The organism is Streptomyces sp. 3MP-14 (genome assembly GCF_006334905.2).
Classification (GTDB): domain Bacteria; phylum Actinomycetota; class Actinomycetes; order Streptomycetales; family Streptomycetaceae; genus Streptomyces; species Streptomyces triticirhizae.
Genome location: NZ_VDLZ02000019.1, coordinates 143,539 through 162,156, shown reverse-complemented (window position 1 = coordinate 162,156; position 18,618 = coordinate 143,539). Strand labels below are relative to the sequence as shown.

Below are 18,618 nucleotides of genomic sequence, written 5' to 3'. Positions count from 1 at the left end.
GGCGGCAACGAACTCCACCTCCCGGAAGCCGCGCCCCCCTTCCCAGCCAGCCTCCTGCCGGCATTCGTTACGCCCGCACCCGGCCGATCGTGCGCCATCTAGGCCCGGCGTAGTAGCCCGCGCCAGAACCCCAACCACACCGCAGAGTCTCGTCAACCAACAGAACGACCAGTCGGGCTGCCCCGCACCGGCCACCGCCCCGCAGACAAACCCCGCACCCAACCACCACCACCCGCACCCACCCGCACCCACCCCTCCGCGCCCGTTCGCCCCCAGGGCGAACGGCGCCCCGCCCCGGTCACCCCGCCGTGGCCACCGCCTCGCGCCAGTTGGGGAGCAGTTCGTCGAGGAGGGCCTCCGTCTGGGAGGGCAACGGGGTCGCCGGGCCGAAGAGTTGGCCGTGGTGGCCGACGAGCCACTGGGCGGCGCCGGTCAGCCACTCGGCGCGGCCGGTGGCGTGGGCCGAGCGCAGCAGTTCGTTCCAGAGGCGTTCGTCCGTCGGCGCCGTCGCCAGCGCCGAACGGACGGCGGCATAGGCTGCCTCGCCCTCGCCCGCCGCGCGGTGCTCGGTGGCGAGGGTGAGCGCCAACTCCGCGACCAGCAGCGGGTACTGGGCGTCGACGATCTCGTGTTCCAGCCAGCCGAAGCCGCCGCCCTCGCGGTGCCCGGCCAGCAGCGCGCCGCGCGCCAGGGCGAGGGCGTCGGTCAGCTTCCGCATCCGGTCGGAGGGCCGGCCGGCCTCCGTCGGGTTCTCGCTGACCAGCACCTGGTGGTGCAGCGTGCGCAGCACGTCCCAGTCGGAGAGCACGTCGGGCGAGAGCGCCAGCCGCCCGTCCCCGCCGCCCAGCAGCCGGGGCCGGCCGGCCGCGTCCGCGCCGAGCCACTGGCCGAGGCGGGCGAGCAGCGCGTCGCGCAGCTCGTCCGTTCCGCCGCGCGGCCACAGCGCCGAGCCCAACACGCGCGGGTGGACGCCCTCCCGGTGCAGCGACAGCAACGCCAGCGCCTCCCTGAGGCGGGCGGCGCGCTCCGGCTCCGGCTCGTCGAGGCCGGTGATCTCGAACCCGCCCAGCAGCCGGACGTAGACGCCGGGCCGGCCGGTCGACAGGTCGACGGTCGGCCCGCCAGCCGGCGGCGCGCCCCCGGGGCGGCCCCGGGTCAGGCCGGTGAACAGCTCGACGACGGCCGCCCGGTGCGCCGCCGGCAGCAGTTGGGCCGCCAACGTCAGGCCCATCTCGGGCTCGTTGAGCGTCCCGTCCGGGGCGATCGCGAACTCCCAGGCCACGCCCGGCGGATCAGCCTGTTCGGTACCCAACAGATAGCCGATGCCCAGCTGGGCCGAGACGGCGGCCAGGCCGGCCAGCCGGTCCGCCTCCTCCTCGGTGGGCGTCGCGCCGATCACCACCAGGTGGGGCGCCCACTGCTGTTGGCGGGCCGGGCCGGTCCGGCCGCTGAGCAGCGACTCGTGCCCGGAGTGCCGCAACGCGCCGCGCCGCAGCCCAGTCTCGGTCTCCATGACCTCCAACAGCCCGGCGATGTCGTCGAGATGCCGCACCCGGGTCGGGGCCAGCGCCGTCAGCTCGGGCGCGAAGCCGACGAGGGTCACCGTCATCCGGTCCGACCAGCCGCTGGTCGCCAGCTCGGCGGCGATCGAGGACAGCACCGCCTCCCGGTCGGCGGGCGCGCCGCGCACGGCGACGATGCCCGGCACCGACTCCAGGTTGAGCAGCAGCCGCAGGTCGTCGCGCATCCCCAGGCTGACCAGGCCCGGGTAGGGCGCCTCGGCGTCGGGCGCCGGCTCGTCGTCGGCCGGGAGCTGGGCCCGTTCCACCGTCCAGTACGTCTGGTCCTGGCCCTGCGTCCAGGGCGCCGGCGGGCGGCCGACCGGGCCGGCGAGCTGGAGGTGCAGCTCGGCCGGGCCGAGCCAGGCCGCGTAGACGGCCGGCAGCACCCGGCCCTCGTCGGCCAGCGCCGCCGACAGCAGCCGCAACGCCCGGTCCAGGAACGCCACCTGGTCGGGCGCCGCGCCCACCAGCAGCGCGTCCCTGGCCGCGAACGCGCGCGGCGAGCCCGGCCCCAGGTCGTCCCCGACGGAACGCGGCAGCACCCCGGCCGCCGCCTGCCACAGCGCGGTCCGCCGGGAGCGGCCGAGCGCCATCAGCAGCCCGGCCGCCAACAGCGGCGCGGCGACCAGCGCGTCGGGCAGCCCGGCCGAGCCGCCGTCCTCGGCCGCGGCCCGCTCGCCGGGCAGGTCCAGGCCGGCGTCCCCGTCCTCGGCGCCGTCGTCGAGGACGGCCGGCCGGTCGGTGCCCTTGCCACCGCCCGCCGGGCGGTCGTCGGTCTCGGGCAGCTCGTCGGGCAGTTCGGGCGTCTCGGCGGGCGGCGGCGCTTCGCCCGTTCCGGCGTACTCCTCGTACTCGGCGGCCTCGTCGGCGGTCAGCTCCTCGGCCTCGTCGGGGAGTTCGACCAGCTCGCCGCCCTGGGCGTCGGCCGGCATCTGGAGAATCCAGCCCGGCCTGATCAGGCTGGCCTCGGTCAGCCGGGAGCCGTCCGGCTGGAGGCGGTCCTTGTTGAGCTGGTAGATCTCCTTGTACCGCATCCCCTCGCCCAGGTGCCGCTCGGCGATGCCCCAGAGGGTGTCGTGGTGGCGGCCCTCGGGCGGCTGAATGCGGTAGTAGATGGCCTCGGCGCGCTCCTCGTCCTCGAAGGCGTCGGCGGTGCGCAGCTCCGACGCGCCCGGGTCGGCCGGGTTCACCTTGACGTCGTCGGCGGCGCCGGCGGCCAGCGTGATCGTGGCGCCGCCACCCGGCACCCGCTGGGCCTCGGCCACCACCTGCCCCTGACCAGGCGAGTCGAACGTCGCGCCCAACTGGCTGAGCCCCGGCGTCAACGAGGCGGCCGCCGACGTCAACAGCAGCACGGCGCCGACCAGTTGCCGGGCGAGCAGCTGGCTGGGGCCGGCGCCCGGCACCCGGCGCGGGATGCCGACCCCGGAGACCGCCGCCCACACCTCGACCAGCACACAGGCGGTGAACTGCGCCCAGGCGACCCAGACGAGCACGGCCAGCACCCGGACGAAGGTGCCGACGTCGATCTCCTCGGTCAGCATCTCCACGCTGGGCGCGGTGCGCGGCAGCGGCCAGCCGATGACGCTGGCCAGCGCCAACGGCACGCCCACCACCAGGCAGAGCAGCGCCAGCACGGCGGCCAGGGCCAGCAGCACTTCGCGGGGGCCGCGCCGCCCCCGCACCGGGACGGGCGTCCGGTTCCCCGGAACGGGCGGTGGAGTGCGAGCCATGACGGGTGCTCCCGTGAGTCGGAAGAAACGGATCGGAACGGAACGGAACGGAATGGAACGGAACGGAGGTCTGCGGGCGGTCTGTTGGGGCGGGCTATCCGACCTGGGCCTCGGCGGTGGCCTCGCCCCAGACGGTCAGCGGTTGGTCGTAGACGATGCCGGCGAAGACCGGCCGGTAGGTGAGCCGGATGCGCACCGTGACCTCGTTGACGCCGGCCGCGACGCACTCGGACGCGGCGATGTCGGCCGGGTCCATGCCGACGGAGTCGGCGTACTCGGCGACCCGGTTCGCGCAGTTGCCGAAGTTGATCGGCGCCGGCGAGACGCCCTCGCGCAGCGCGGCCTCGTCGAGGTCCTGGGCGGCGTAACGGGCGGCCTGCTCGGCGATGTCGGCGGCCCGCTCCCGCTGCGCGATGGAGAGCCCGCCGTCCACCACGAACGCGGCCAGCGCCAACACCACCACGGCGAAGAAGATCACCACGATCGCGCCCGAGCCCCGGTCGGCGTCCCCGTCGTTCCCGGGGCGTCGTCGCTGAAACCAGGTCCACGCCCTCATCCGGACCTCCGGTAGGGGTCGATGGGCGAACTCGACGTGCCGGAGAGCGTGGAGGTCAGCCCGATGCCCAGCATGTCGAGGCCGCGCACCTCGCAGGAGACCTCGACGCCGAAGAGCGAGCCCGGCTCGTGCCCGGCCGGCGTGGTGCGCCGCACCGACACCGTGCCGCCGACGCAGACGTCGCCCAGCTGGCCCTCCGCCACGGTGGCCGCCGCGCTCATCGCGGCGCCGGTGGAGCGTTCCAACGAGCCGGCCCGCGCGGCATCCCGCGCCGCGCCGTTGACGGCGTTCCGGCCCGACACCTGTTGGCCGAAACCGACCAGCAGCAGAATGAACGCGATCATCAGCGGTGCGAGCAGGACCACTTCGAGCGAGGACATGCCCCGGTCCGCTCCGGCCCTGCCCCGGTCCGCTCCGTCCTGACCCCGGCCACCGCCCACGGCGAACCGCCGCGCCAGCGCACGCGCCATGGCACCCTCACCCCCCGTCCGGCACAAAGCGTTCCACCGGGCCCTCCGAGGCCGCGCTCACCGTCAGGTCAACGCCCGGCAGGATCGACGGCACGTTGCCCTCCACCTCGACCCGCACCGTGAACGCCCCCGTGCCCGGGAGGGCGTCCACCCGTGGCCTGGCCGTGAAGAGGCCGGGACCCAACTGGTCGATGTAGTCGTACGCCTTGCTCTCCGCCGCGCCCCGCCAGCCGTCCGGGTCGGCGTCCGCCTGGGCCCGCGCGGTGCGCGCCCCGGCCTGCGCGGCCGCCTTGGCCACATGCTCGGCAAAGGAATAGAGCGCGAACTGCACCGCACCGAAGATCATGAAGAACATCACCGGCGTCAAGAAGACAAACTCGATCGCCGAACTCCCCCGGTCCCCCGCGCGCACCACCGAGCCGCCCCGGTCGGCGCCCTGCGCCACCCGGCGGCGCAGGAAGCCCACCAGCCGCCCGACCACGGCTAGCAGTTGGCGTAGTTCTGGGCGCCCTCGATGCAGTCGCCGACGCTCTCCGCGCGGTCGTCCAGGGCGTTCATGATCACGGCCGCGACGCCGGCCACGATGCCGACGACCACCGCCGCGATGATCACCCACTCGATGGCCGAGGCACCCCGGTCCAACTCGCCCGATCTGGCCCTGGCCAGCCGGGTCCGAAGAAACCCGATCAGATAGTCAGTCGCCGGATGGCGCACCATGGCTTTTCCTCCACACTTCACTACGTTGCTCGGCCGCCGTCACGCCTGGAAGACGCGCATCCCGGCCGGAAAGATCAGAAAGATCAAGAAACCCATACAGAGCAGCAGTTGAGCGATCAACATCGACTGTGACTTCTCACCCGCGCTCCCCTCGATGTCGGCGAGTTCCCTGTGTCGCATGGTCTCAGCCCGCGCCGACAACGAGGCGCGCACCTTCGCGCCGTCGTCCGCGACCAGCGCCAACGAGGTGGACAGGTCCTTGAGTTCGTCCACGCCGACCTCGTCGCCCAGCCGCCCCAGCGCCTGCCACTGGGTGAGCCCGGTGATCCGCGCGTCGGCGAGCGCCGTCTGGATGCGCTTCAACGCCCAGCCGTCGCTGACCTCGGCCGCCGCCTTCAGCGCCTCCGGCAGGCCGCGCCCGCCGGCCAGGCTCATCGCCACCAGGTCCAGATAGGCCGCCACCACCCGGCGGAAGTCCCGCCGCTTCGCCTTGGCGTCCCGCCGCACCTCCAGGTCCGGCAGGAAGAAGAACGCGCCGGCGAACGCCAACGCCAGCCACACCGGCACCACCGGGCTGCTGCCGAAGCCCAGCAGCCACGCCATCGAGAACACGAACGGGCCGAAGAACAGGCCGAGCGCCGCCAGCACCACCTTGTTGGCGAGGAACCCCTCCCAGGTGCGGTCCAGCAGCGCCAGGTCCGCCCGCAACGACCGCTGCTCCCAGCCCCGTTGCAGATACAGCTCGGCCACCCGGTCGCCGACCCTGGCCAGCAGCTGGTCCCGGCGCCGGGTGCCCTGCTCGCCGCTCGCGCCGGGCGCCGAGGGCGTGGCCGACGGATAGCCGCCGATCCCGCCGCGCGCCCGCAGCTCGTCGATCCGCGCCACCGTCGAGACCGGCCCGCGCCGGCTCGGCACCAGCGCCCGCACCAGCGCGTACAGGCCGAGCCCGAAGATCGCGCCGACCACCACGGCCGTCGTCACCATCGAGTCCATCACCGGCTCGCCCCCCTGTCGAACCTGCCGGGCACCCGGCCCAGCAGCCCGTTCGCCTGCTCCCGTTCGCGCAGCGCCTCGACCGGCTCCGACCTGGCGAGGAACCGTTCCGGCGTCTCGATCGTCGACAGCCGCCGCATCCACCAGAAGCCGAGCCCGAACAGGCCGCAGACCACGGCCAACACGGCCTGGCCCAGCGGGTCGCCGAACGGCTCGACAAAGCTCGGGTTGAAGATGGCCAGGCCCAGCGGGAACGCCACGCTCACCCCGACCACGATCTGCACGCTGCGCCGCGTCGAGGCGCGCTGCGCCATCACCCGCTGCCGCATGTCGACCTCCTCGCGCGCCGACTTCGCCAACGCGCCCAGCACCTCGCGCAGCCCGGGCCCGCGCAGCCGCGCGTTGAGGATCAGCGAGGCGATGATCACGTCGGCCGATGAGTCGTCCAGCTCGTCCGCGAACTCCTGGAGCGCGTCCGGCAGCGGGGTGCGCGAACGCAGCCGGTCCACCAGGTTGTTGAGCGGCCCGCGCAGCGCCGGCGCCGCCGCCCGCGCCGAGGACGGGATCGCCTGCTCCAGGCCGACCGCGCCGGCGATGGTGTCGCGCAGCGACTCCGTCCAGCCGGCCAGCGCCTCGACCCGGCGCATCGCGGCGCGCTCCTCGGCCGCGCCGCCGAAGAGCTGGTTCCACACGAACGCCAGCAGCGCCGTGGCCAGCGCGGCGATCGGCCAGCGCGTCAGCAGCAGCACCACCAGCGCCGTCGCCACCGCGACCGTGCCGCGCCGGCCGAAGAACGCCGCCAGCTCCGAACGCCGCCGCTGCCGCGCCGCGCGCTCCTCGACGCTGGTCGGCGGCAGCCCACGGATCGCCACCACCAGCAGCGCCAGGCCGCCGCCCACCGCCACGCCGCAGAGCAGCGCGTAGAGGGTGGTCAGCGAGAACAGCCCACCGGAGACCGTCACCCCGTCACCCCCATCCGCCGCGATAGCCGTAGGCCGCCAACTCCTCGGCGCAGGCCAGCGCCGCGTGCGGCCGGGTCACCCCGTCCGCGCCCTCGGCGAAGACCTCGCTGGAGAGCACCCGGCCGTCCACCCCGTTCACCTCGCGGATCGAGGAGACGAACCGGCGCAACGTGCCGCCCTGTGCATAGGTGTTGCGCCGCTCCACGAAGATCACGAAGTTCACCGCGCCCGCGATCAGCATCTGGCTGGCCTCGATCGGCAGCCGCTCGGACGCCTGGAGCGCATAGGTCGAGATGCGGTTGAACACCTCGGACGAGCTGTTGGCGTGGATCGTGGACAGCGAGCCGTCGTTGCCCTGGCTCATCGCGTTCAACATGGTGACGATCTCGTCGCCCAGCACCTCGCCGACGATCACCCGGGACGGGTTCATGCGCAGGCTCCGGCGGACCAGCTCGGCCATCGTGATGGCGCCCTGGCCCTCGGAGTTGGGCAGCCGCTCCTCGAACGCGACCACGTTGGGGTGCAGTTCGGGGAACTGGTCCAGGCCCAGCTCCAACGCGCGCTCCACGGTGATCAGCCGCTCCTCGGGCGGGATCTCGTTGGCCAGCGCGCGCAGCAGCGTCGTCTTGCCGGCGTTGGTGGCCCCGGCGATCATGATGTTCTTCCTGGCCCGCACGGCCGCCGTGAGGAACTGGCCCAACTCCGGGGTGAGCGTGCCGTTTCCGACCAGGTCGGCGAGGAAGACCTTGCCCAGCCGGGCGCGCCGGATCGACAGCGCGGGCCGCCGGGTCACGTCCATCACGGCCGACAGCCGGGAGCCGTCGGGCAGCCGCAGGTCCAGCTGCGGGTTGGCGGAGTCGAACGGGCGGGACGACAGGCCGGAGTAGGCGCCGAGGATCTGGATCAGCTCGACGAGTTCCTCGTCGCTCTCGGCCACCGGGTCGCCGCGCACCTCGCGGCCGTCGGAGTAGCCGATGAAGACCTGGTCGCAGCCGTTGACGTCGATGTTCTCCACGTCGGGGTCGTCGAGGAGGGGTTGCAGCCGGCCGACGCCGAAGAGCGCGGCGTGCACGGCGGCGGCGTACGCCTCCTCGGAGGCGGCGTCCAGCGGGGCGCGGCCCTCGGCGATCTCCGCGCGGGCGTACTCCTCCAGCACCTGGGCGATCACGGCGCGCGCGTAGTGCCGTTCGTCCTCGGAGGACATGGGGCGCACACCGCTGGCCTGGTCGATGCGGCGCTGCTCGGCTATGCGGTCGCCGGCGTCCTGCCGGAACCGCTTCACCAGCTGGTGGTTGACCTCGCCGGCCCGGCCGCCCTCGGCGACGACGGCCGCAGCGGCGGCCGGGGCGACGCCGCCCACGCCGCCGACGCCGAAGCCGGCGACCCCGCTCATGCCTCGCCTCCGGGCGTTGCGCCGGGCGCGGGCGCCTGGCCGGCGGGGCCGGGGGCGGGCGGGTGCCAGGGGCCGCCCTGCGGCGCGGGTGCCTGGCCGGCCGGTGCCTGGCCGGCGGGCTGGCCGTAGTCGGTGGTTCCGGGGTGGGCGTAGTCGGCAGTCCCGGGGTGGCCGTCGGGGCCGGGCGCGGTGCCCGTCGCGGCGGCGGGGTAGGCCGGCTGACCGGCCGGATAGCCGGACTGATCGGCCTGGTAGACGGACTGATCGCCGGCGTACCCCCGCTGGTCGGCGGCGTACGTCTGCTGATCGGCCGGGTACGCCTGCCGATCAGCGGCGTTAGGCAGCTGACCGCCGGCGTGCGACGCCTGATCGGCGGGGCGCGGCGCCTGCCCTGCGGCATACGTCTGCTGCCCGCCGGCGTTCGGCAGCTGACCGGTCGGGCTGGTCAGCTGACCGCCCATAGTCGCCTGCTGTCCGACCCCGCCCGCCTGCTGTCCGACCCCGCCCGCCTGTTGACCGACTCCGCCCGTTGCCGGGCCCGGCGCCTGGTCCGAACGGGCGCCCGCGCCGGACGCGTTGCCGGCCGGCGGGCCGTACCCCGGCGGCGGGTAGCCCGCCGGCTGACCGGTTGCCGGCTGACCGGCATAGCCGGGCGGCGGCGCGCCATACCCGGGCGGGGGCGCGTAACTCCCCGGCGCTCCGTACCCGCCCGCCGGGGGCGCGCCCTGCGGCGCCGGCACGCCCTGCGCGCCGGGCGGCGGCACCTGCTGCGGGCCGGTCGCGCCACTCACCGACGGCGTCAACTCCGAGCGGTAGACCTGGTGCAGATCCGCCACCACCCGGCGCGCCGAGCGCACCAGCAGCGAACGTTCCAGCCGGCCGCGTCTGCGCCCGGCCAACTGCTCGGCGCCCACCGGGTCCTCGGCCAGCAGGCCGACCACCCGGGAACCGGTGCCGGAGGCGATCAGCATCTCGTTCACCTGGGTGGCGACCCGTTCCCCGCGCTGCGGGTCGGCCACCAGCACCACCCCGATCTGCGGCTGCGCCAACTGCGCGGTGCCGCGCTGGCCGCCGTGCAACTTGTTGTGCAACGCGGCGGCCCGGTCGCGGACATGGGCGATCTGCTCGGGCGAGGAACGTGTCACCAGCAGCAGCACCGAGGCGTGCGGCAGCAGGGCGTGCACCGGCGAACCGGCGTCCAGCCGCCCGCAGTCGGCCAACACGTCGGCCGCGACCTCGTGGTGCGGCGACTGCGCCAGCTCGGCGAAGGCCCGGCCCAACGCGCCCCACTGGCCGGTCAGTCCGGCCGCCTGGTCCGAGTTGGCGAGGCCGACCAGCACGTCGAGGCCGCCGGAGAGCCGCTGCGCGTGGTCCCACAGCTGCTCGGCGACGACGCCCCTGCGGGCGGTCGCGGCCAGCGAGAGAATCCCGGTCGTCGGGTCGGGCGGGCGACCGTTCTCCGTCACCGAGCGGTACACCAGGTCGCCGCCGGCCGGGTCGATCTCGGCCAGCAGGACCCGGCGCGGCCAGAGCGCGGCCAGGGCGACGGCCGTGGTGGTCACGCCCGGCGCGCCCTTGTCAGCGGCCACTGCGATCAGTGCCATCCGCTCCCCGTTCCTCCCCCGCGCACCGGTCCCTCGTCCCCTCGCTGATCGTCGTGGTCGTCGTGGTCGTCGGTCACTCGGCGGGGGCCGCGACGACCACCAGCGACACGTCGCCGGCGGCGGCCGCCCTGGTCAACTCGGCCACCACGGCCTCGTCCACGCGCAGCGTGACCGGCAGCGTGCTGTTGCCGCTGCCCCCGCCGTCCCCGTGGATCGCCGCCACCTGGGCCGAGTCCGTCAACAACGTGTCCTGGTCGGGCTGCTGCGCGCCCTCCTGCTCGGCGTTGCCGGCGGGTCCGTCGTCGCCGACCCAGTAGGCCGCGACCGTGTCGCCCGCCTCAAGTCCCGAGGGGAACTGGCCCGGTTGGAGCGACACCCCGACCATGACCTCGCCCTCGGGGAGCGTCGGCTCGCCCGTGAGCATCTCGCCGACCAGCACCGTTCCGGCGACCAGGTCGGTGGTGGGCCGCAGGCTCTCCATCACGGTCTGCCGCTGTTCCCAACGGACATAGCTCACCGCGTCGTCCTCGGCGACCAGCACGGACTCCATCGCGGACTCCGGTATCTGCTGGCCCATCGGGACGCGCTCGGTGATGCGGATCGCCTCCACCCGGTCGCCGGCGCGCATCACCAGCACCGTCGCGCCCAGGGCGCCGATCAGCACCAACAACGCTGCGAGCGCCGCCAACGCGGGCTTCCGCTCGCGCGGGGGAGCGGGCAGCCGATCCCCGGCCACTGGACCAACGGCGATCGACTTCTTCGCAGCCGTGGTGACCCGGTCCTCAGTTCTCATCCGCCAACCCCGGTTCCCACGTGGAGGCGGCGTTCACGGCCATCGCCTGAACGCTCACGCAAAAGAACGGTCTCATTACCCTATCCGGTGATTCGCACGCTATCAGTCCGCTCACGGCGCCTACAACGGCGGTCGCGCAACATATCGCACCCCGCGCGCCCCCCGTCACGGGAGTTCAACGGACGATCGTCTGCACCTCGTCGACGGTCACGTCGTAGGTCGTCTCGAAGACGCCGTCCGGCAACGTTCCGCCCGAGCCGTCCGAGCCCTCCCAGGCGATCTCCCACCGCACCGAGGCGGTCAACTCGTAGGCGCCGCCCTCCGGGGTGGACCGCAGATACGTCACCCCACACGGGGGCTCCTGGCCCGCCGCCCCCTCCCGGTACGCCGCAGCGTCGATCGCGCACTCCCCCGAACCGGGATGCGTCACGGCGTCCCCGGTCCCCGGCTCGATCGACAACCCCACCGGCGTCGCCGTCGTCGTCGCCGACAACCCGTAGTCGTCCAGCGACGCCGTCACCGACACCGGCTCGAACTCCCCCTGCTCCAACCAGACCCACGTCGCGAGATTAACGGTCTGCGCCCCACCCGGATTCATCTCGATCGCGGTATCCGGCACCCGAATCCGCTCGTACGCCAACTCCGCGAGCATCTCGACATCCACCACCTCCGGCACATCCACGGGCGGCGGGTCCCCGAAGTCAACCCAGAAGGTACGGGTTTCACAGGCGTACTGCGCCTCCCGGTCAGGATGGTTCTCGTTCCGCACCACCCGCCAGAACATCCCCTCCCCCTGCCGGTCGATGTTGTAGTTCGGGAACTCCCCGTCCTCGCCGTAGGAGTCCTCCAGGGAGTCTCGCAGGGCGTCCTTGTCCTCCTGCGGATTGCCGGAGCTGTAGAAGTCACGGGAGAGTTCGTCCCAGTAGGCCTGGTACTCCTCCGGCGTGTGCGTGGGCGCGTAATAGCAGGCCGGCGGCGACCAGGTTGTCTGTGCGGCGGTCGGCCCCCTCCCAGCGCCAACTTCTGCTGGGTCATAGGTGATCCGCGCCACCCCGACCGCCGAATCGATGATCGGCCCCTGACTCCCGCCTGTGGTCTCGTGATCGCCATCGCTGGTCAGGTCCGCGCGGGCGGTTGCCGGGAAGATCCCCAGGAGGACGACGGCAGCAACTAAAGGCACGGCACCGGTTGTCAGCCGAGTCTTCAGCATGACGGATTTCCGGACTCAAGATCGTACGCAACCGTCTGCCAGACCCCCGCGTCGTTGAGTTCCAGACGGCCGAAGTAGTAGTCGGGCACGGCATTGGGATCAGCCTCTTCGACGACCTCACCGGTCGCCAGGTCAATCGTGTAGACCTCGGTGAAGTCGCGACAGAAACTGAAGGTCGCAGACACGTCATCCACCGGGGTCACGTTCATGTTGTAGTAGCGAGTGGTCCCACCCGAGGAGTTTCCCGTCTCGAAAACGTACTCCAGCGTGGAGAAGACCTGGCTCAGCGCTTCACCTGTCACGTAGTAGCTCAGCGCGGGACGGTCATTCTCATGGGTGACAACCGCTTCTGCCACCGCATCTTGAAAGCCTCGTAGGTCAAGGAGCGCCGCGTCCACCACCGCGTCCCCTGTCGGCTCCACCTCGTAGACGTTCTCGAAGTCCGGTCCCAGGTCGATCTCCGGGCGGCCGGCCTCCGGGTCCTCCGTCGGCTCCGGGTCCTCGGTCTGCTCCGGCTCCGACTCCTCCGTCGGGGTCTGGACGCCCGCGATCTCGTCGTCCTCGGCCGAGTCCCCATCCCCACCACACGCGGTCAGCACCAGCGCGCTGGCCGCGACCACGGCCCCGTACACGATCCCGTTCCGACGAGCCACAGCAACTCCGTATCACAGAAGGCGAGTCACACATCCGAGCGAATCCCAGCTTAGTCACCGCCCGCGCACAACCAACCACGCACCCCTACCAGTCGGGCTTCTCTTGCCGGACCTGCGCCAGCCCTCGTTCCGCTCCCACCGTTCCGCCCCCGCCCCCTCACCGGCCAGGTGCCCTACGGTCAGCTGGCGCGGAATCCCAGATCGGCGGCGATACGGTCGGAGAGGGCGATCAGTCGGTCCTGTGGCAGCGCGGGCACGCCGGCCGGGTCCAGCGCCCGGCTGAGGAACGCCTCCGGAAGCTCCGGGGCGTAGCGCCTGACGTACTGCGCCAGGTCCAGCCGCCAGGCGTACTCGCCATCGGTCAACACCGAGGAACCACCGGGGACCTGGAACGCGTGGCGTACCACGTCCTGGGTCAGTTCCATGACATCCAGCATCGGGTGTCCGGCGTCCAGGTAGCCGGCGACGGTGTCCGCCGGGTAGTCGCCAGGCGGCGTCAACACCTCCTGAATGGATTGGACGTAGACGCCGCCCCTGTTCGGGACGGGCACGCCGTCAGGGTTCAGCTCTCGATAGAAGCCGAGATAGATCAAGTCAGGTCACCCTTCGGGATCAACCGGCCACAATGGGCAGGAAAATTCGCCACGAGCCGTTGTTGGCGATGCGTGGTGTCTGGCCTGGTCCGAGCGCTGGCTGGGTGCCGACCATGTCAGTGGGCGCCTTCACTGTAACGCCCAGTTCGTTAGCCAGGTCCTGAGCGATTCCCGAGGTGTCCGAGCCTGAGTGACAGACCATCAGGCGCAGGTCCCCACCGTCATAGTTGGGGTTGTTCCGAATAGCGTCCGATATCTGGCCACCATTGACATTTCCCTCCGGCATGGCCAGGAAGCCATCGCGCGAACCGTGCGCCACCACGTCGTGGCGTCCCTCGTTACGCACGTTCTGGAAGTTTCGGACGCTGGCCGGGTCGTTGCCGATCAGTGTGCCGTTGGGGCCGTGGGTAACCGGGTTGCCTGCAGGGATGGCGTTGTCCGCGCCGTTCATGAAGTCGATGGCGGTGCCGGACCCGCAGGGTGCCAACCCGAGCGGGTCGCTCTGCACCGTCGGGTCGGGCACGTAGCCGGCCGGATTGGGCGCTGGGCCGAGCCCGAGCGGGTCGGGGGTGGTGTAGCGAGCAGTTTCAGGGTCGTAATACCGGTTGAGGTTGTAGTGCAACCCAGTCTCGGAGTCGTGGTACTGCCCGGGGAACCGCACTGGCGTGTAGGCGGTGCCGCCTCTGGCCCAGGCTGTGGAGCCCCACAGCGTGCTCCGGGCACGCCAGGCGACCGTCCCGTGCTCGTCGAGGAGCCGGGTCGGTGCGCCGGACAGGTCCGTGACAATCGCGAAGAAGCGTCGGTCCACGGCCTCCTGCGGCGCATCCGGTTGCCCGAGGTGCTCGCTCTGGGCCACCGGGTACAGCCCGTCGTGCTGCCAGGTGATGACGGCCGGCCGGGGCATGTCGGCGGTGGTGGAGACCTGCTCCACCAGGATGCTGCCGTCCCAGGTGAAGTCCACCCGCTCCACAACCCGCGTCCGTACTCTGACGGCTCGCTCGGCACCCGGAACACATGCGTCAACGGCCGCGCCCGTCACACTCGTCGTTCGCTCGACGCCCAGCCGCTCCTTGAACACCCGCCGGCCGAGCGGGTCGTAGCCGTAGCGCCAGCGGGTGCCGTCGGGCGTGACGACGGCCGTGAGTCGGTCCTCGGCATCCCACGAGTACCGCCAGATATCCGGCTTGCGGGACAGCCGAGTCCTCATCCGAGTCACCACTCGGCCCGCCGCGTCGTACTCGTAGCGCACCGCGCCGGCCCTGACCAGCCGATTTCCGGTGTACTCGCGGTCGCCCCGCGCGTCACCGAGCGGATGTCGGTCGGGCCACGCGGCCCGCGTCTGGTTGCCAGCCTCGTCATAGGCGTAGCTTTCGCTCCACCCTCGTGCCGAGACCTCGCAGATCCGCCCCGAGGCATCACGACGGAAGGTGGTCCGGCCGTGGTCCGCCTCGTCCACGCTGAGCAGCTGCCCATCCGCACCGTACTCGTAGGAGTGACGCAGAGTCGGCTCACCGGGCACGGTGATGGAGCGTGCTACGAGGCGGCCGGCTTCGTCCCACTCCTGGCCGAAGCCCAGGAAGTCGTCTGCGGTGCGCAGGGTCTGCCGGCCTGCGGCGTCGTGTTCGAAGACCATCCGGTGACCGTCGATGTCCATACTGGTGCGCCGCCCGGCGGCGTCATAGCCATAGGTGGTGACGGCCCCGCCGGGAGTCTTCCGGAGAACCCGTCGGCCGTCGGGACGGTAGCGATAGGTGGTGCGGCGGGCGACCTCCCCGGTGTGCAGAGTCTCGCTGAGCGGCTGCCCTGCCCCGTCACGTTCCCAAGTGATCTTGGCGTCCGGGCCGGTCGCGGTGGCCATCTGGCCACGCACGTTGTAGGTGAACGAATACCGCGCAGGGTCGTCCAAGTGGTCAGGTTGGTCACCCGTTGGTCGGTCCACGGTCTTTTCGACGAGTTGTCCGCGCGGGTCGTAGGCGTAACCGACCACCTGCCCGACCGCGTTGACACGGGCTGCCATTCGACCCGCGGTGTCCCTGCGGTACTCGACGCGGCGGTCGTCGAAGTCCTTCTCGGCAAGCAGCCTCCCAGCCGAGTCGTACGAGTACTCCCAGACCAGGCCCCTCGGGTCGGTCACCGCGACCAGCCGCAGCGCCTCGTCATGGGTGAACTCGTAGCGCCTGCCGTCCGGTTCGATCCGGGCACTGAGCCGGTCGAACGGGCCGTATTCGAAGTGGGTGGTGGCGCCACCAGCGTCGGTCTGGGCGACGCAGTTCCCCTCGCCGTCGTAGTCCCAGCGACGGATTCCGCCGTCTGGGGCGACAGCCGTGCGGATAAGCCCCTCGACGGTCCACTCCAGGCGCGTGACGGCACCCAGCGGGTCCGTGATGCGCACGACGCGGCCGAACGCGTCGCGCTCCTTAGCAACTCGGTTCCCCAAGGGATCGGTAAGCTGCACGGGTTGTCCGGTCGCGTCGCAGACCACCCGGGTGGTGGCACCGAGCGGGTCTATGAGGTGGGTCAATCGGCCCTGCTGGTCGAAGGCGTAGCGCCAGGTAGCGCCCGTGCCATCGATGACGGCGACACAGTTGGCTCGCTCGTCGAACTCCCACGTCCAGGCGGTGCCGTCGGCCAGGACAATGCTGATGGGACGGTGGTGCGCCCCATACGTGTAGCGAGTGGTCGTACCGTCCGCGTAGGTCACTTCGATCGGTTGGCCGACCAGGTTCCGCGTGATCCTGGTGGTGTGTCCCAACTGGTCAGTGTGAGCTACCACCTGATGGTTCGCGTCATGGTCACGGCGGGTGACACCGCCGAGCGGATCGATCTCGGCAACCACCTGACAGAGGTCGTTGACGACAAAGTGGCTGACCGCGCCCTCGGCGGTGGTCAGCGTGGTCACCCGGGCAGCTTCGGGCCACTCCGGGAGCGAACCGTCGTAGGCGATGGTCACAGCTAGTTCGCCAGCGTCCCCCTGCTCCCCGACACAGCGGTCCCGTGCGTCATAGGTGTAGTGGTAGCCGTGGCCGTTGGTGTCGGTCCAGGAGGTGATCCGCAGTCGCTCGTCGTAGGCGAATTCCAGTGGTCTTCCGAGCGAACCGATCACCTCGGTGAGATTGCCTCTGTCATATCCGTATTCACATACGGTGATCTCAGATTCGGGGCTGTCCGGGGTCATGAGACTCAGCCGTGTGATCCGGCACTCCTCCGTGGTCAGTCGGAGGTGGTAACCACCGGAGTGCCGGATGTCAGTGGGAGCGCCCGTCGCGTCGTAGTGAAAAGTGACCTGGTTCCCGTTGCGGTCCGACAACCGCTCCAGCAAAGCGATTCGACTCTCATCCGGTGGCCTGAAGCGACGGGCCTGCCCGGTCAGCAGGTCCGAAACCGTGTAGCCTCCGTCGGGCTCCACAGTCAACGGCCAGCGGGGACCACGCTCGGGCCAGACCTCGTCGCCACTCTCAGCCGGATGGGGATAGGACAGCAGCAGCCCGTCCTGGTCGACTAGGACGAGACCCTGCTCGTCCACCTCGATACGCTGATCGCAAGTGGAGGCCCAACTGGGCCCGAACCAGCGGCCGGTGTGGTAGTCGGAGGCGACACGGCGGCTGATCACGAGGGGCAGGGCGCCGCCTAGGCGGAGATCGGTCTGCGACAAAAACATCGCTCCGGTAGCGAGGTCAATAGGGTCCGTTCCACCACTGCGCACCACATTGCGCAGCCGGTCGAAGGCACCGGTGACCCCGTCGCCAATCGCGCCACGGGCGTTGCGCGCTAGTCCGGCGGCCCCGTTGGCGATCCCGCGCAGCCCTCCACGGGCCAGGCCGCGGAGTCCGGCTGCGAGGCCGCCGAGTGTGGTGAGCCCCTTCATCCCCGGGATGCAGTCGAGTGCGGCGAAGGCGACATCGAGGAGTCCCGCCTCACCACGCGCGTACTTGACGAGAGTGTCGGCGAGGACGACCAGCGCTGCGGCGAGGACGACCCAGGCGAGCGGGCCGCCGATGATCATCACGACGACCCCGAGGACGGCGACGATTACCTTGCAGATGTCTACCAGCGTGTCCCAGTTGTCCGTCACCCACTTGATGGCCTTCTCCCACCAACGCCGGTTCTGAATGCCGGCGTCGGACGCCTCGTCGATGTCACGGGCACACTCCCGGGCGGCCTCCTCGCGCATCTCCTGGGCGTCGAGGGCGAGTTGACGGGCGGCTGCGAGGCGTTCCTCCGCGTCGTCGACCCGGCCCTGCGCGGCACCGGCCGCCGCCTCAGCGGCCTGCTGATCCCGAGCGGCTGCCCGGACGTCGGCCTCATCGGGCGGCTCGACGTTCTCCCGTTCCCCTTCGCGCTGAAGCCGCTCCGCCTCATCACCGGCCCGGCCCACCCAATCCTGCGCGTCCCCCAACGCCGACTGAGCGGACGCGAGATCCGCCTGCGCGGAGATGGCCCGGTCCAACGCCCGGTCCGCCATGCCCTGCGCGGTCTGCAACTTCGGCCAATACCCATGCAGTGCCTGGGCGCAGAGAGAGTAGGAGTCCTCCAGCTTCGTCAGGTTGTCCGGCACGCCCTCGAACTCGCGGCGGAACGCGTCCGCGGACAACCCCGCCCAGTCCAACACCGCACGCTCCGAGGCCAACCCCCGGATCTTCCCCAGCGCCTCCCCCACATCGTCAGCGAACTCCCGCAACTCGTCCGCGAGTTCGCGCACCTCGTCCGGGTCACCGGGAGTCGGGTCCCGATCCATGTCCACCGGAGACCAGTCAGACGGTCGAGCCACGATCCCCCCAGGGTCGTTTTCCAGCGTCCTGTCAACGTTACCGAATGAGCACGCATGACGGCACTGCGTTCCTGACTCCGGTGCCACGGTCTCCCCGCCGGGTAACCCCCCTCACTCCTCCGTCAGCAGGTGCACCACCCCCGCCGGGTTGCGGTACCAGTGGGCGCGGGTGTCGGGGGCGGTGAAGGGCTCGACCGAGTCGAGGGGTTGGTGGCCGGCGCGGGCGAGGCGTTCCATGGCGGACTCCAGGTGGGGCGTGCGCAGTTCCAGCCACACGTCGGAGCGGGCCGCGCCGGGGACGCGGTCCAGCCACAGCGTCGTCGGACCGAACCGCACCGCGACGGTGTGCGAGACGGTGGCGGTGCCGGTGGCCTCGCCCTCCGCCTCGTCGACGACCTCAAGTCCCAGGGTGTCGCGGTAGAACGCGACGGTCGCCGCCCAGTCGGGGGCCGGGATCTTCATCGCGACGTTGACCCCGCCGCTGAAGTCCACCCCCAGCCCCGCGCCCAGCACCCCCTCGGGCACCCCGCCGGTCAGGTCGCTCCGGGGAACCTGGTCATCGCTCGCCGTCCGGCCGTCGGTCATCATCCGCTCCTCACTCCGCGTGTTCG

At 71.7% G+C, this 18,618-nt stretch carries 15 protein-coding genes; all 15 read right to left on the bottom strand.

The window, feature by feature from the left end:
• Positions 1-298: 298 nt before the first annotated feature.
• Positions 299-3,295, bottom strand: a complete 2,997-nt coding sequence (locus FH609_RS27275) for a LysM peptidoglycan-binding domain-containing protein (protein ID WP_139672989.1) — start codon at positions 3,293-3,295, stop codon at positions 299-301.
• A 94-nt stretch (positions 3,296-3,389) separates the two neighbouring features.
• Positions 3,390-3,851 (bottom strand): pilus assembly protein TadG-related protein, encoded by a 462-nt coding sequence (locus FH609_RS27270; RefSeq protein WP_139672992.1) that lies wholly within the window; start codon positions 3,849-3,851, stop codon positions 3,390-3,392.
• The gene (locus tag FH609_RS27265) at positions 3,848-4,231 is read right to left on the bottom strand and encodes a TadE/TadG family type IV pilus assembly protein (protein WP_226961988.1); all 384 of its coding nucleotides are present in this window, start codon (positions 4,229-4,231) and stop codon (positions 3,848-3,850) included. Before FH609_RS27265 ends, FH609_RS27270 begins: the two co-directional genes overlap by 4 nt.
• 97 nt (positions 4,232-4,328) lie before the next feature.
• Positions 4,329-4,802 carry a TadE family protein gene (locus FH609_RS27260; protein WP_319789625.1) on the bottom strand — a complete coding sequence of 158 codons (474 nt, stop codon included), beginning with the start codon at positions 4,800-4,802 and terminating at the stop codon, positions 4,329-4,331.
• Between the two features lie 2 nt (positions 4,803-4,804).
• Entirely contained in the window at positions 4,805-5,038 is a 234-nt protein-coding gene (locus FH609_RS27255; protein WP_122399581.1) for a hypothetical protein, read from the bottom strand.
• A gap of 39 nt (positions 5,039-5,077) precedes the next feature.
• Entirely contained in the window at positions 5,078-6,031 is a 954-nt protein-coding gene (locus FH609_RS27250; protein ID WP_139672997.1) for a type II secretion system F family protein, read from the bottom strand.
• Entirely contained in the window at positions 6,031-6,993 is a 963-nt protein-coding gene (locus FH609_RS27245; RefSeq protein WP_226961987.1) for a type II secretion system F family protein, read from the bottom strand. Before FH609_RS27245 ends, FH609_RS27250 begins: the two co-directional genes overlap by 1 nt.
• A 4-nt stretch (positions 6,994-6,997) precedes the next feature.
• Positions 6,998-8,386 carry a CpaF family protein gene (locus tag FH609_RS27240; RefSeq protein ID WP_226961986.1) on the bottom strand — a complete coding sequence of 463 codons (1,389 nt, stop codon included), beginning with the start codon at positions 8,384-8,386 and terminating at the stop codon, positions 6,998-7,000.
• The gene (locus tag FH609_RS31940) at positions 8,383-9,990 is read right to left on the bottom strand and encodes a MinD/ParA family protein (RefSeq protein WP_226961985.1); all 1,608 of its coding nucleotides are present in this window, start codon (positions 9,988-9,990) and stop codon (positions 8,383-8,385) included. Before FH609_RS31940 ends, FH609_RS27240 begins: the two co-directional genes overlap by 4 nt.
• A gap of 73 nt (positions 9,991-10,063) precedes the next feature.
• Positions 10,064-10,783 carry a hypothetical protein gene (locus tag FH609_RS27230; protein WP_226961984.1) on the bottom strand — a complete coding sequence of 240 codons (720 nt, stop codon included), beginning with the start codon at positions 10,781-10,783 and terminating at the stop codon, positions 10,064-10,066.
• A gap of 175 nt (positions 10,784-10,958) precedes the next feature.
• Positions 10,959-11,993 (bottom strand): hypothetical protein, encoded by a 1,035-nt coding sequence (locus tag FH609_RS27225; RefSeq protein WP_139673002.1) that lies wholly within the window; start codon positions 11,991-11,993, stop codon positions 10,959-10,961.
• The gene (locus tag FH609_RS27220; RefSeq protein WP_139673005.1) at positions 11,987-12,646 is read right to left on the bottom strand and encodes a hypothetical protein; all 660 of its coding nucleotides are present in this window, start codon (positions 12,644-12,646) and stop codon (positions 11,987-11,989) included. Before FH609_RS27220 ends, FH609_RS27225 begins: the two co-directional genes overlap by 7 nt.
• A gap of 179 nt (positions 12,647-12,825) precedes the next feature.
• Positions 12,826-13,197: a hypothetical protein gene (locus tag FH609_RS27215; protein WP_139673008.1), complete on the bottom strand. Its 372-nt coding sequence runs from the start codon at positions 13,195-13,197 to the stop codon at positions 12,826-12,828.
• A gap of 61 nt (positions 13,198-13,258) precedes the next feature.
• A complete protein-coding gene (locus tag FH609_RS27210) occupies positions 13,259-17,974 on the bottom strand; it encodes an RHS repeat-associated core domain-containing protein (protein ID WP_226961992.1) in 4,716 nt (1,571 codons plus the stop codon).
• A gap of 144 nt (positions 17,975-18,118) precedes the next feature.
• Positions 18,119-18,592: a VOC family protein gene (locus tag FH609_RS27205; RefSeq protein ID WP_193318073.1), complete on the bottom strand. Its 474-nt coding sequence runs from the start codon at positions 18,590-18,592 to the stop codon at positions 18,119-18,121.
• Positions 18,593-18,618: the final 26 nt, after the last annotated feature.